The sequence below is a fragment of the Serratia marcescens genome (genome assembly GCF_006715005.1).
In the GTDB taxonomy this organism is placed as follows: domain Bacteria; phylum Pseudomonadota; class Gammaproteobacteria; order Enterobacterales; family Enterobacteriaceae; genus Serratia; species Serratia montpellierensis.
Map to the genome: position 1 here is coordinate 3,127,636 of NZ_VFMJ01000001.1, position 13,076 is coordinate 3,140,711.

General features: G+C 64.0%; 13 protein-coding genes. 4 read left to right on the plus strand and 9 right to left on the minus strand.

Features of this window, described 5'->3' with window-relative positions; genetic code table 11:
- Window positions 1–30: 30 nt before the first annotated feature.
- The 9 genes from modC to FHU12_RS15135 form a co-directional block, all read right to left on the minus strand.
- Window positions 31–1,098 carry a molybdenum ABC transporter ATP-binding protein ModC gene (gene modC, locus FHU12_RS15095; protein ID WP_016928697.1) on the minus strand — a complete coding sequence of 356 codons (1,068 nt, stop codon included), beginning with the start codon at window positions 1,096–1,098 and terminating at the stop codon, window positions 31–33.
- Complete coding sequence (gene modB, locus FHU12_RS15100; RefSeq protein WP_141970322.1) at window positions 1,099–1,788, minus strand: molybdate ABC transporter permease subunit; 690 nt, start codon at window positions 1,786–1,788, stop codon at window positions 1,099–1,101.
- The gene (modA, locus tag FHU12_RS15105; RefSeq protein ID WP_141970324.1) at window positions 1,785–2,558 is read right to left on the minus strand and encodes a molybdate ABC transporter substrate-binding protein; all 774 of its coding nucleotides are present in this window, start codon (window positions 2,556–2,558) and stop codon (window positions 1,785–1,787) included. Before modA ends, modB begins: the two co-directional genes overlap by 4 nt.
- Before the next feature lie 158 nt (window positions 2,559–2,716).
- Entirely contained in the window at window positions 2,717–2,866 is a 150-nt protein-coding gene (locus FHU12_RS15110) for an AcrZ family multidrug efflux pump-associated protein (RefSeq protein WP_141970326.1), read from the minus strand.
- 146 nt (window positions 2,867–3,012) lie between these two features.
- Window positions 3,013–3,801, minus strand: a complete 789-nt coding sequence (locus tag FHU12_RS15115; RefSeq protein ID WP_141970328.1) for an ABC transporter ATP-binding protein — start codon at window positions 3,799–3,801, stop codon at window positions 3,013–3,015.
- Window positions 3,798–4,823, minus strand: coding sequence for a FecCD family ABC transporter permease (locus tag FHU12_RS15120; protein ID WP_141970330.1), 1,026 nt, complete (start codon window positions 4,821–4,823; stop codon window positions 3,798–3,800). The genes FHU12_RS15115 and FHU12_RS15120 overlap by 4 nt, the downstream gene beginning before the upstream one ends.
- 1 nt (window position 4,824) lies before the next feature.
- On the minus strand, window positions 4,825–5,598 hold the full coding sequence (locus FHU12_RS15125; protein WP_141970332.1) for a class I SAM-dependent methyltransferase: 774 nt from the start codon (window positions 5,596–5,598) through the stop codon (window positions 4,825–4,827).
- A 1-nt stretch (window position 5,599) separates the two neighbouring features.
- A complete protein-coding gene (locus FHU12_RS15130) occupies window positions 5,600–6,595 on the minus strand; it encodes an ABC transporter substrate-binding protein (RefSeq protein WP_141970334.1) in 996 nt (331 codons plus the stop codon).
- Window positions 6,596–6,599: 4 nt separating this feature from the next.
- The gene (locus FHU12_RS15135) at window positions 6,600–8,762 is read right to left on the minus strand and encodes a TonB-dependent siderophore receptor (protein WP_141970336.1); all 2,163 of its coding nucleotides are present in this window, start codon (window positions 8,760–8,762) and stop codon (window positions 6,600–6,602) included.
- Between the two features lie 189 nt (window positions 8,763–8,951).
- On the opposite strand from FHU12_RS15135, the gene modE reads away from it, so the two are divergent.
- From modE to FHU12_RS15155, 4 genes are all read left to right on the plus strand, one after another.
- Window positions 8,952–9,743, plus strand: coding sequence for a molybdenum-dependent transcriptional regulator ModE (gene modE, locus FHU12_RS15140; protein ID WP_141970338.1), 792 nt, complete (start codon window positions 8,952–8,954; stop codon window positions 9,741–9,743).
- 90 nt (window positions 9,744–9,833) lie between these two features.
- Window positions 9,834–11,321 carry a molybdate ABC transporter ATP-binding protein ModF gene (gene modF / locus FHU12_RS15145; protein WP_141970340.1) on the plus strand — a complete coding sequence of 496 codons (1,488 nt, stop codon included), beginning with the start codon at window positions 9,834–9,836 and terminating at the stop codon, window positions 11,319–11,321.
- Window positions 11,322–11,416: 95 nt separating this feature from the next.
- Window positions 11,417–11,989: a cysteine hydrolase family protein gene (locus tag FHU12_RS15150; RefSeq protein WP_141970341.1), complete on the plus strand. Its 573-nt coding sequence runs from the start codon at window positions 11,417–11,419 to the stop codon at window positions 11,987–11,989.
- A gap of 167 nt (window positions 11,990–12,156) precedes the next feature.
- Window positions 12,157–12,978, plus strand: coding sequence for a CPBP family intramembrane glutamic endopeptidase (locus FHU12_RS15155; protein ID WP_141970343.1), 822 nt, complete (start codon window positions 12,157–12,159; stop codon window positions 12,976–12,978).
- Window positions 12,979–13,076: the final 98 nt, after the last annotated feature.

Genomic DNA, 13,076 nt, shown 5'->3' on the forward strand with positions numbered 1-13,076 from the left:
TTTTTCGCCCTCCCGCCGGGAGGGCCTGTCTTAGCGGCTCTCGCGGCTGATCGACACGCTCTTCACCTGCGCGTACAGCCACTGCCCAGGGCGGATCGCCAGTTCATCGCGCGCCCACGGCGTGATCCGCGCCCACAGCACGTGTTCCCCGACCGCCAGCTTCACTTCCACCTGCCCGTCCACGTCCAGACACTCGCTCACCTTGGCCGGCAACACGTTGCGAATGCTGCTGTTGACCGGCGGCTGCAGCACCAGCGAGACGTCGGCGGCATTGATGCGAATGCGCAGCTGGGTGCCCAGTTCGGCGTCGATGCCGCTGACCCACAGCCGCTGATCGCCAAGCGCCAGCGCGGTCATGGCATAGCGTTGATGATGCTCAATCACGCTGACGCGCAGCACGCTGCTCTGATCTTCACGCTGCAGCCAAGGCCGCAGCGCGCTGCTGGCCCAGACGGCTTCCAGCCCGCCGAACGCGCGCACCTCGCCGCGATCCAGCACCATCACCTGCTCGGCCAGGCGCAGGATCTCGTCCAGGCTATGGCTGACGTAGAGGATAGGGATGTTGACGTCCTGCGCCAACCGCTCCAGATACGGCAGCAGCTCGCGTTTGCGCGGCAGATCGAGCGAGGCCAGCGGCTCGTCCATCAGCAGCAGTTCCGGCGCGGTCAGCAGCGCGCGGCCGATCGCCACCCGCTGTTTTTCACCGCCGGAGAGCGTCAGCGGCAGCCGATTAAGCAGCGGCCCGATGCCCAGCAGCTCGACAATGGTATTGAACTGCGCGCGCATGCCGGCCGCCATGCCGTACTGCAGGTTACCGCGCACCCGATAATGCGGGAACAGCCGCGCATCCTGAAACACGTAGCCGATGCGGCGCTTTTCCGGCGGCAGGCAAAGGCCCGCGGCAGTATCCACCAGCGTGCGGCCATTGAGCGCAATGCGCCCCTGCTGCAAACGGGTCAGGCCGCCGATGGCGTTGATCAGGGAGGTTTTGCCCGCGCCGGACAGGCCGAAAATCGCGGTGATGCCCTGCGCCGGCAAATCGGCGCGGACGTTGAGATTGAGGTCGCCCAGCTGCTGCGAGAAGTCCAGCTCCAGCATTTACACCCCCATCCGTTTGCGGCCCCAGCGGGCCAGCCATTCGGACACCATCAGCGAAGCCAGCGACAGCACGATGGCGATCACGCACAGACGCGCGGCGGCGGCCTCCGCCCCCGGCGTTTCAATCAGCGTATACATCGCCAGCGGAATGGTGCGGGTTTCACCGGGAATGTTGGAGACGAAGGTGATGGTGGCGCCGAACTCCCCCAGCGAACGGGCAAAGGCCAGCACCACGCCGACAATGACGCCGGGCAGCGACAGCGGCAGCGTGATGGTGAAAAACACCCGCCACGGGTTGGCGCCCAGCGTGCGTGCCGCCAGCTCCAGCCGAGTGTCCACCGCCTCCAGCGCCAGCCGGATAGCGCGCACCATCAGCGGAAACGCCACCACCGCCGACGCCAGCGCGGCGCCGCGCCAGCTAAAGCTGAAGCTGAAGCCGAACCAGTCGTACAGCCACTCGCCGATGACGCCGCGCCGCCCCATGGCGATCAGCAGCAAATAGCCTACCACCACCGGCGGCAGCACCAGCGGCAGGTGAATGACGCCATCCAGCAGCGCCTTGCCGGGAAAACGGCAACGCACCAGCACCCAAGCCATCAAAATGCCGAACGGCAGGCTGCAGACCACCGCCAAACCGGAGACTTTCAGGCTCAGCTCAACCGCCTGCCACTCGTACTCACTCAGAATCATTTACGCGGGGTGAATCCATAATGTTCGAAAATAGCGGCGGCTTCCGGGCTCTTCAGATAGGTATAGAAAGCGCTGACCGCCGGAGTTTGACGATCTTTCACCATCGCCATCGGATATTCAACCGGTTTGTGGCTGTCTTCCGGGAACACGCCCACCACTTTCACCTTGTCGCTGGCGACCGCATCGGAGCCGTAGACGATGCCGAGCGGCGCTTCACCGCGCTCCACCAGCGCCATCGCGCTGCGCACGTTGTTGGCGCGCGCCAGTTTCGGTTCCAGCGCACTCCAGGCGCCCAGATGCTCCAGCGCCTCTTTGGCGTAAATGCCGGCCGGCACGTGATCCGGATCGCCCACCGCCAGGCGGCCGCCGCTGAGCAACTTGGTCCAGTCGGTCTGCTTGTCGATGGCGATCTTGTCTTGTTTATCGCTCTTGGCGGCGATCAGCACCAGCTCGTTGCCCAGCAGCGTGTAACGGGTATCTTTCACCATCTGCTGCTTATCGATGGCGTAATCCATCCACTGCTGATCGGCGGAGATAAACAGGTCGGCCGGAGCGCCCTGCTCAATTTGGCGCGCCAGCGTAGAAGACGACGCAAAGGAAGAAACCACCTGTACGTCCTTGCCTTTTTGATATTGGGTGGCGATGTCCTGCAGCGCGTTGGTCAGCGACGCGGCGGCGAACACGGTGATCTTTTCCGCCGCCGAGGCCTGAGCCACCAGGCCCGATGCCAACACGATCCCGCCAACCCATTTGGTCCATTGCTGTTTCATTGTTTTTCTCCGCAAGTTAACGTGCATTATCACTCTTCGTTATATAAAAAATAATATAACGTTGCGCGAAAGCTTGTCATGCGGTTTATCGGCAAAGCGTGAGATAACTTGAGGAATGCCCGCCGGGCGATGCCGACGGGTATCGGGATGGGGAACGGTCAGTGCTGGGTGCGGTTTTCTTTCGAACGACCCACTTTGGAGAAGACGTTGAACACTTCGCCAAAACCGTAGATTAGACCGAGAATGATCGCCATGACCACCGGCACCATCACCACGGCGAATAACAGACTTTTCAATAATTCCAACATGATAGCCTCGCTTAACTGCCCATTGAGCGGCAAATGCCTTTCACCGCATATCGGGTTATTCTAACCCAAAAAAATCGCTAAAACCGGAGTTATTTTAGCCAGCGAGGCGAAATTGTGATCGGCCAAACGTGCCCTTTTGACCGATCTCATCCTGCCGCAGGGTAATAGATCAGCGGCGGCGCATAGCCGTCGGGCGCTGCCAGCCGGGCCTCCACCCCGTATACCGCGCGAATGTGCTCCGGCGTCAGCGCCTGCTGCGGCGTGCCCGCCGCACAGATCCCGCCCCGCTGCAGCAGCGCGACCCGATCGCAATAACAGGCCGCCAGATTCAGATCGTGCAGCGTCACCACCACGCTGAGCTTCAGCCGCCGCAGCAAGGCCATAAACTGCTGCTGATGAGCGATATCCAGATGATTAGCGGGTTCGTCCAGCAGCAGCCACGGCGTTTGCTGCGCCAACGCGCGCGCCAGATGCACCCGCTGCCGTTCACCGCCGGACAGCCGTTGCCAATCACGATCGGCCAGGTGGCTGATGCCCACTTGTTCCATCGCCTGCCCGGCGAGGCGGCGATCTTCGGAGCCGAAACCGCGCCAGCGGCCGATGTGGGCCAGGCGCCCCAACAATACCGCCTCCTTCACCGGCAGCGCGAAGGCGCCGGGGGCGGATTGCTCGAGAAAGGCGATGCGCCTGGCGCGCTCCCGCGCGGAAAACGCGGCGATTTCGCGCCCTTCCAGCCAAACGCGGCCGCCGGCGGCGGGCTGCAGCCCGGCCAGCAGCTTGAGCAACGTGGATTTACCGCTGCCGTTGACGCCGAGCACGCCGGTGATTTCACCGGGCAAGGCGCAGAAACTGAGGTTTTCCAACACCGTGCGCGTGCCCGCTCGCCAACTTACCGCCTCGGCGCACAGACCGGATTGCGTTTTTTCAACCGTCATGCATTGACCTTCCGATACAGCAACAGCAGGAATACCGGTACCCCCAACAGCGCCGTCAACACGCCGACCGGCAACTCGCGCGGGGCAAACAGCGTTCTGGCCAGGGTGTCCGCCGCCACGGCGAACAACGCGCCGCACAGCGCGCTGGCCGGCAACAGCTGACGATGCCGCGAGCCGACCAGCCGCCGGGCGACGTGCGGCACCGTCAGCCCGATAAATCCCACCGCGCCGCTGAACGCGACGATCGCCGCCGTCAGCGCGGTGGTCATCACATACAACAACAGTTTCAGCGGGGCCACCGCCACCCCCAGCGAAGCGGCGGTCACGCCGCCGAACGCCAGCGCGTCCAGCTCCCCCGCCCGCAGCCAACAAAGCAGCAGCGTCGCCGCCAGCGCCAACCCGCACAGCCCGACCTGCGGCCAGCGCGCGTCGCTGAACGATCCCAGCAGCCAGAACATCACGCCGCGCGTGGCGTTGGCGTCCGCCTGCCAGAGGGTGATCAGCGAAGTCAACGCAGAAAGCAGCTGCGTCACCGCCACCCCGGCCAGAATAAACAGCGTGGACTCCCCCTGCAGCGAACGCCCGGCCAGCAACATCACCAGCGCAAATGCCCCCAGCGCGCCGATAAACGCCCCGCCGGACACCGACAGCAGGCCGCTCCCCAGCCCCAATACCAGCACCGTTACCGCCCCCACACCGGCGCCGGAGGAGATCCCCAGCACCCAGGGATCGGCCAGCGGGTTGCGGGTCAGCGACTGCAGCACGGTGCCCGCCAGCGCCAGCCCGGCGCCGGCCAGCGCCGCCAGCAGCGCGCGCGGCATCCGCAGCGACCAGATGATACGCTGATACACCTCGGCATCGGTCTGCGCACCGCCGCTGACGCCGAGCACGATGCGCCAGGCGTCGTGCCACGCGATCGGCGCAGGCCCCGACAAGGTGGCGCCCAGCAGAGCCAGCGGCAACGCCGCCGCCAGCAACAGCAGCCAGCCGGCCTCACGACCGGGCAGTAACCACCGGATCATGTTATTTCCAGCCTGCGATCACATAGTCGTCCAACAGCTGCCACACCGTCCCCGCCTCGCTGAAACCGGCTTGTCTAAGCGCCGCGAGCTGGAAATCCACCGGCGTCGGCGGCGGCACCGGGCGGCCGGCGAACAGCGCGTCACGCTCGGCCTGATAAGCGGCCAATGCCGGCGATTGCAGTGCGTTCGCGAACCAGCGATCCCAATCCTCGACGCCGTTGTCCCAGGCGCGTTGCTGGGTCTGCTCATCGTGCCGCTCGGCCAACGCCTTCAGCCGTGGCTGACGGTGGTCATAGCGCTGATGATCGGCATTGAGGAATACGCCGCCGTCGGCCAGCAGCTCGGCGACGTTGCGGTACAGCGCCAGCTGCTGCTCCGGCATCAGCCAGTGCAGCGCCGTGCTGGACACCGCCGCCTGCGGCGCGGGGCCGGACAATGCGGCAAAACAGGCCGGATCCGCCAGATCGGCCTGCAGAATGCGGATCCGATCGCCGTATGCCGCCAGCGCACCGCGCGCCACCGCCAGCAGCAGCGGATCGAGATCGATGGCGGTCACCCTGGCCTGCGGAAAGCGCTGCAAAATGCGCAGGCTCAGCGATCCCGGGCCACAGGCCAGATCCACCACGTGAAAATCCTGGCCGGCAGCCAGCGCCAGCACCTCCAGTTGGGCGTTAAAACGCGCTTCCCGCTCGGCGATGTAGGCCGCCTGCTGGCGATCCCAGGCATCCAGCAGTGAAGAGAGCGAAGAAGATGAAGATAATGAAACGGCTGTCATATCAAGGTTCCTTGTTGGAAAAAGTCGTAGCCTGCGGCGGCAAGGCCGCCAGGCCACGAATCAAACGGCCCAGCGCCGCCACGGTGCGGGCGGAAGGGTCCATGTCGTAACCGGGGAGGATCACGTAGCGCCGCTGACGCACGGCGCGCAGCGTCGCGGTCAGCGGGTGATGCTCCAGAAAGGCGATCTTGTCCGCTGCGCTGTCGCCGAAGCCGCCGCGCGGCAGATCGCCAAGCACGATCGCATCCGGATCGCGGGCGGCGATAACCTCCCAGGATACCGTCGGCCACAGCTCGGGCCGATCGCCGAACAGGTTCTCGCTGCCGATGCTGCGGCTCAGCAAACCTGGTGCGCCGCAGCAGCCGGCCACGTAGGGCGTCTGCGTGCCGGCATACCACCACAGCAGACGCAAATGCGGCAGCGGCGCGCGCTGCGCCTCAAACGCCTGCAGTTGCCCGCGCAGCCGCGCGATCGGCGCTTCACCGGCACGGCTGACGTTGAAAATGCGCGCCAGCTCCCGCAGCTCGGAGAAGATGTCTTCAAACGTCAGCGCGGCGGCGATCGCGCTTTGCTGGCCGCTGCAGGCGCCGGGGGAGAGGTAAGTGCCGATGCCCCATTCCTCCAGACGCGCCCGATCGGGCGTTTCCGGGCTGTGCAGCCAGTAATAGCTGGCCGAATAGACAAAATCCGGCCGCATCAGCAGCAACGCTTCCGCCGTGGGCGGCGCCGGGCTGGCGGGCGCCCGCAGCGCATCGGCCGGCGCCGTCGGCGCGGGATCGCGCGCGCGGTCATACCCGACCACGCCGATCGCACGGCCAGCCAGCCCCAGCGCCAGCAGGTTTTCCAACGCCGGGTTGGCGTAAACCAGCACCCGCTGCGGTGGCTGCGGATAATCGCGCGTTACCCCGCAATTTTGCAGGCCGACGGCCTCAGCGTGCCACGGCACGCCCCCGCCCAATCCCAGGGCGCACAACAACGGATAAAGCGATCGTTTCACGCCGTCAGAACCTGACCGACACGAAGGTTTCATAGCTGCGCGGCGGCGCGATCAGCGCCTGATCCGGGTAGGTGCGCTGATAGGCGTACAGCTGGTTGGTGGCGTTGCGAATGCGAAAACCGACATCGACGATCGGCGTCAGCTGATAGTCTGCCGCCAGATCGAGCGTGGTGTACGCGCGCATCTTGCGCCGGTTGGCGTCGTCGTTGTAGCTGCTGCCGACGTAGCGCAGCGAAGAAGCCAGCCCCAGGCGCGCCGTCGCCTGATAATGCACGCTGAGGTTGGCGGTCCAGTCCGGGATATAGGCCGGGCGATTGCCGTTGTAGCTGCGCAGCGGGCTGCCGCCGCGATAGTCGTCGTAGCGGGCATGCGTGTAGGCGGCGTTGCCGGCCAGCTCCCAGCGCTCGTCGGGACGCAGCACCACGCCAAGCTCGATGCCGCGCGACGTCTGCCTGCCTACCGCGTTCAACGCATCCGGCCGCTGCGCGTCGGGCACAAACAGGTTGTCCTTGCGCAGTTCGTACAGCGCCAGCGTCGCCTCGCCCTTGTTCCCCCAGAACTGCCCTTTGGCGCCGGCCTCCCACTGGCGCGCTCGCGTCAGCGGCAGATCGGTCTGCGTTGGGCTGAGGAAGAACAGATCGTTGCCCGGCTCCTGACCGGTGGTGTAGTTGGCGTAGAGCGTGAGGTTATCGGTCAATGCATAGCTGGGGCCCAGGCTCCAGGTGCTGAAAACATAAGTGTGGGCGCGGCTCTCTTCCTGCGGCCCCTGGAAGCGCCAGTCCATGTTCATATGGTTGTAGCGCAGCTGGCCCAGCAGCGCTAAACGCTCGGTCAGGCTGAAGCGGTCTTCAAGAAAGGCGGCGTACTGATTCTGGGTGACGTGGCGCACCGGCGCACGCTGGCTGGCGGTGCCCTGAGCGAACGGCTCTCTGGGCGGCGCGCCGAGCGGTACGTCTTCGGAGCCAGGGAAACCGTTCGAGTAGTACTGAAAATGCCGCTTACTCAGATCGAAGCCGACCAGCAACCGGTTATCGAAACCGGCGATGGCCCGATCGAACACCAGCGAACTGCGGTTGCCGATCAGATCGTCGTCGTGCGCCAGGGCGCCAAAGGAGTCGCGGTTGACGTCGCCGGGCCGGGCCGCCGCCGCGACGCGGAAACGCTCGACGTTGCGCCATTCGCGAAAGCCGCTGTAGTAATAGAATTGGTTATGCCACTCCACTTCGGGCGTCATAAACCAGTCCAGACTGGCCTGAAATGCGGTGGCGTTGCTCTGGATGCGGCTGTCGGTCAGGTTGTTGTAATTGATGTCACGCAGCTCGCCGGCAATGCGCCCGTCCAGCAGCGGCGTGCCGTAGTAAGGGTTGTTGGTGCGGTTGAGCATGCGGTCCAGGCTCAGCGTCAGCAACGCATCGTCCGTCAATTTAAACAGCAGCGAGCCGGAAACCCGCTTCTGCCGATCGCGTTCATACTGCACGTTGCTGCCGCTGTCGTTGCCGCTGACGTCCAACCGGTACGCCACCGCATCGTCCACCAGCGCGCCGCCGGCCCCCAGATGCAGACGCTGGCTGCGGTAGCTGCCGAAGCCATAATCAAGCTCAACCGGCTGGCGGCTGAAGGTCGGCCGCCGCGAGATCAGGTTGACGCTGCCGCCCGCGGCGCTCAGCCCGTTCAATGCCGATCCCGGCCCGCGCAGTACCTCGATGCTGTCGTAATGCGCCGGATCGCCCAGTTGCAGCGTGCTGCCGGGCATCTCTACGCCGTTATACAGCCAGGCGATCGGCCGAAAACCGCGTGCGGAAAAGTTGTTGGACAACGTTGGCGAAGCGACGCCGGACAGACCGGTGGCGTGCTCGACGGCGGCGGCCAGCGAGCGATCGCCCCGCTGTTGGATCGCCCGCGCGCTGATGATATCGACGCTGCGCGGCGTCTCCCGAGCGCTCAGCCCGAGCTGTGACGCGCTGCGGCTCACGGCGTTCAACGCATCGTAACGCCCGGCGGGGGCTGCCGCCTCCACGGTGAGATGTTCTTCACATCCCGTGGCATTGCGGGCTTTATCGCAGTCGGCGGCGAAAGCCAGCGGCGCCGCCAGTGCACCGCCGACCCAGGCGGCGGCGAGGCATAAAGATTTCCTGGGCGCGTGAAGGCGCCGGCGTGTCGTACTCATATGGAGCATCCCTGTGGTGAAATAAAAATCGGCCGCAGCCGGAATAAAGCTTTATCGTTTCTTGTTATGTTATATTATTACAATATTGCAATACCAGTCTTTATTGCCCCGCTCTCCCACGCACGGCGTTTGGCGCTTTGCCGCCAAATCGGCGACAATAAGATTTTTGCTGCCGACAGGATGTGCGCTATGCAGGCCGAAATTCTTCTGACTCTCAAACTCCAGCAAAAGCTGTTCGCCGATCCGCGCCGCATCGCGCTGCTGAAACAGGTACAGCACACCGGCTCCATCAGCCAGGGGGCCAAACTGGCGGGCATCAGCTACAAAAGTGCCTGGGACGCCATCAATGAGATGAACCAGCTGGCGGAACAAACGGTGGTGGAACGCGCCACCGGGGGTAAAGGCGGCGGCGGCGCGCAGCTGACGCACTATGGCCAACGGTTGATCCAGCTGTATGACCTGCTGGGCCAGGTACAGCAAAAAGCTTTCGACGTGTTGCAGCAGGACGATCTGCCGCTCGACAGCCTGCTGGCGGCCATCTCGCGCTTCTCGCTGCAAACCAGCGCGCGCAATCAGTTCTTCGGCACCGTGATCGAACGCGATCATCAGCAGGTGCAGCAGCACCTGGCGATTTTGTTGAACGACGGCACCACTCGCCTGACGGCGGCCATCACTCAACAAAGTGCCGACCGGTTGCAGCTGACGCCGGGCAAAGAGGTGCTGGCGCTGATCAAGGCGCCCTGGGTGCGGTTAAGCGTCGAGACAGCGGAGCATGCCGGTGCGGATAATGCGCTGGCAGGCGTGGTAGCCGGCATTCAGCCAGGGGCCGAACACAGCGAGGTGCTGGTGACGCTGGCGGGGGGCGAAACCCTGTGCGCCACCCTCACGACGGCGGAGCTGCAGCGCCTGCAACTGAGCGTCGGCGCCGCCGTACACGCCCTGTTCAACGCCGACCACGTGATTGTCGCCACGTTGTGTTAAGCGCAACGTAACGTTGCGTTTTTGCTGATTGACATCACCGTGCAATGCGCCTATTTCTAAGGCAAATAATTGCAAAAAAAGGAACAGGTGATGTCGTCGTTGCACATTTCGCAAGGTTCATTCCGCTTAAGCGATACCCGTACCCTGACGCTGGACGCGCTGGCGATCCAGGCCGGCGACAGTTGGGCCTTCGTCGGCGCCAACGGCAGCGGCAAATCCGCCCTGGCGCGTGCGCTGGCCGACGAACTGGTTCTGCTGAGCGGCGAACGGCGCAGCGATTTTCAGCACGCAGTGCGCATCTCCTTCGAACAGCTGCAAAAAATGGTCAGCGACGAGTGGCAACGCAACAACACCGATCTGCTCAGCGCGGACGAGGACGACACCGGCCGCACCGCGGCGGAAATCATTCAGGAAGAGGTGAAAGACGCCGCGCGCTGTGAGCGGCTGGCCGCGCAGTTCGGCATCACCGCCCTGCTGACGCGCCGCTTCAAGTACCTCTCCACCGGCGAAACGCGTAAAACCCTGCTGTGCCGGGCGCTGATGCCCGAGCCTGACCTGCTGATCCTCGACGAACCCTTCGACGGGCTGGACGTTCACTCGCGCGCACAGCTCGCCGCGTTGCTGAGCGAACTTTCCGCCCAGGGCCAAACCGTGGTGCTGGTGCTCAACCGGTTCGACGAAATACCGGATTTTGTCCGGCAAGTGGGCGTGCTGGCGGACTGCACCCTGACCAGCCGCGGGCCGCGCCGCCAGGTGATGGCAGACGCGCTGGTGGCGCAGCTGGCGCACAGCGAAAACCTCAGCGGGCTGGCGCTGCCGGAGACCGAGGATCCGACGCAAAAGGTGGCCCTGCCGGCGGATCGGCCGCTGATCGTCCTGCGCGACGGCGTAGTCAGCTATAACGATCGACCGATCCTCAATCATCTCGACTGGCAGGTTAACCCCGGTGAACATTGGCAGATCGTCGGCCCGAACGGCGCCGGCAAGTCCACGCTGCTGAGTTTGATCACCGGCGATCATCCGCAGGGCTACAGCAACGATCTGACGCTGTTCGGCCGCCGCCGCGGCAGCGGGGAAACCATCTGGGAGATCAAGCGCCATATCGGCTACGTCAGCAGCAGCCTGCATCTGGATTATCGCGTCAACACCAGCGTGCGCAACGTGGTGCTGTCGGGGTTCTTCGATTCGATCGGCATTTATCAGGCGGTCTCGGATCGTCAGCGGCAGCTGACCGAACAATGGCTGGCGCTGCTCGGGCTCGACGGCGCGCGCGGCGACGCTCCGTTCCACAGCCTTTCCTGGGGCCAACAGCGGCTGGCGCTGATCGCCCGCGCGCTGGTGAAACACCCGGCGCTGCTGATCCTCGACGAGCCGCTGCAAGGGCTGGATCCGCTCAATCGCCAGCTGGTGCGTCGCTTCATCGACGTGCTGATTGGCCAGGGCGCCACCCAGCTGCTGTTCGTCTCACACCATGCCGAAGACGCGCCGCGGTGCATCACTCACCGCCTCAGCTTCGTGCCCGACGGCGAGGGCGGCTACGGCTACCAACAGCAACGGCTGGAGGTGGCCTCCGCCTGAAGCGCGGCGTAAACATATCCGGCAACACTTCACCGCAGCACATCACATTTGGCCTTTTATCATAGAAAGAAAGAAGGCCATTTTCTGGAGACGCCATGTCCGCTGCGTTGATTATCATCGACCTGATCGAGGATCTGATCGGGCCCAAAGGGCGCGCCAACCACTGCCGCGAACAGGTGCTGGCGACCCACCTGCTCGCCAACGTCAATGCCGCCGCGGCCTACGCCCGGGTGCGAAAAATCCCGGTAATTTGGGTGCGGGTGGGATTCGCCGACGATTATCATGATATTCCCCCCCACTCGCCGCTGTTCAACCATTTGAAACAGATAGGCGCGCTGCGGCTTAACAGCCCGGGCTGCCGCTGGATGCCCGACCTGCATCAGGAAGAGAGCGATCTGCTGTTTGAAAAAACGGCGGTCAGCGCCTTCTCCGGTAACAATTTGTTAGCCTGGCTGCGGCAGCATCGGTGCCATCATCTGCTGCTGGCGGGCGTCAGCACGCCGCTCGCCATCGAGAGCACCGCGCGTCAGGCGCACGACGCCGGCTTTCAGGTGACCGTGCTGCACGACCTGTGCGCGGCCCCCACGCAGGAAATCCACCAACAAAGCCTCGATACCTTGCAAAATCTGGCCGAAATCATCCGTTCGCAGGCCTGGATGAAAGGCTGACCCGCGTTGTCGCCGGTCGTGTGGGCCGGCATCATGCACAAATCCGTCACTGCCCCGACCTTTAGCGTCATTTGGGTGTGCTACTATCCGCTTTAGCGCTCAATTTCGCCATCATCGCACGCCGCAAAGGCGCTGAGCGCCGTGTACATATTTTAAAGGGACATATTATGTGGGGCGTACTGGCTGCTTCGTTATTTTTCTTGCCGTTTAATCGGCTGATAGCCTGGGTGATCCTGGCCGCCTCGGCGGGCATGGGGCTTTATCATGGGGTACTGACGCCGCTCAGCCTGAGTTATCTGCTGGCGATCGTAGCGTTGGCCGGGCTGCGTCACCATTTTCGCGCGCAGCGTAATCTGGCGATCGCGTTCGAAGGGTTGGTGGTCGCCGGCTGCATCGCGCTGTTCTTGCATCTGGTGCCGGGCATCCACAACCAGCTGATGATCGACGGCGAGAAAGCCGGCCCGCTCAGCGCGCCGTTCACCATGTATTACAATTTCGACAAGGCGATGGTGCCCTTCCTGCTGTTCGCCTGCTTGCCCACGCTGTTCAGAACCGATAAAGCGGAAAAAAGCGTCGCCTCGGGTTCCTGGATCGCATTGATCATCAGCGTACCGGCGCTGTTGCTGCTGGCCGTGGCGCTGGGCGGTTTAAAAATCGAACTGCATGCGCCCGCCTGGATGCTGCCATTCGTGATGGCGAACCTGTTCTTCGTCTGCATGGCCGAAGAAGCGCTGTTTCGCGGCTACCTGCAACAGCGCCTCAGCCAATGGCTGGGGGCCTGGCCGGCGCTGATCGTCGCCGCCCTGGTGTTCGGCGCCGCGCATTTGGCCGGTGGCATGCTGATGGTGATCTTCGCGACGCTGGCCGGCGTGATCTACGGCCTGGCATGGATGTGGAGCGGCCGCCTGTGGGTGCCGATTCTGTTCCATTTCGGGCTTAACCTGACCCATCTGCTGTTCTTCACCTACCCGCTGTATCAGCACCCCTGACGGCTGACGCCGGCAGAGAGCCTCTCTCTGCCGGTTGGCCAGGTGAAAACGCTATCACCGGCAGCTCACCGCAATCCCCTCAATCACGTAGCCACCGG

Bases quoted from the DNA above. Each gene is read 5' to 3' on its own strand.
- FHU12_RS15125 (WP_141970332.1), bottom strand. From the start codon at position 5,598: ATGACAGCCGTTTCATTATCTTCATCTTCTTCGCTCTCTTCACTGCTG.
- FHU12_RS15150 (WP_141970341.1), top strand. From the start codon at position 11,417: ATGTCCGCTGCGTTGATTATCATCGACCTGATCGAGGATCTGATCGGG.
- FHU12_RS15155 (WP_141970343.1), top strand. From the start codon at position 12,157: ATGTGGGGCGTACTGGCTGCTTCGTTATTTTTCTTGCCGTTTAATCGG.
- modC (WP_016928697.1), bottom strand. From the start codon at position 1,098: ATGCTGGAGCTGGACTTCTCGCAGCAGCTGGGCGACCTCAATCTCAAC.
- modE (WP_141970338.1), top strand. From the start codon at position 8,952: ATGCAGGCCGAAATTCTTCTGACTCTCAAACTCCAGCAAAAGCTGTTC.
- modF (WP_141970340.1), top strand. From the start codon at position 9,834: ATGTCGTCGTTGCACATTTCGCAAGGTTCATTCCGCTTAAGCGATACC.
- modB (WP_141970322.1), bottom strand. From the start codon at position 1,788: ATGATTCTGAGTGAGTACGAGTGGCAGGCGGTTGAGCTGAGCCTGAAA.
- modA (WP_141970324.1), bottom strand. From the start codon at position 2,558: ATGAAACAGCAATGGACCAAATGGGTTGGCGGGATCGTGTTGGCATCG.
- FHU12_RS15110 (WP_141970326.1), bottom strand. From the start codon at position 2,866: ATGTTGGAATTATTGAAAAGTCTGTTATTCGCCGTGGTGATGGTGCCG.
- FHU12_RS15135 (WP_141970336.1), bottom strand. From the start codon at position 8,762: ATGAGTACGACACGCCGGCGCCTTCACGCGCCCAGGAAATCTTTATGC.
- FHU12_RS15120 (WP_141970330.1), bottom strand. From the start codon at position 4,823: ATGATCCGGTGGTTACTGCCCGGTCGTGAGGCCGGCTGGCTGCTGTTG.
- FHU12_RS15115 (WP_141970328.1), bottom strand. From the start codon at position 3,801: ATGACGGTTGAAAAAACGCAATCCGGTCTGTGCGCCGAGGCGGTAAGT.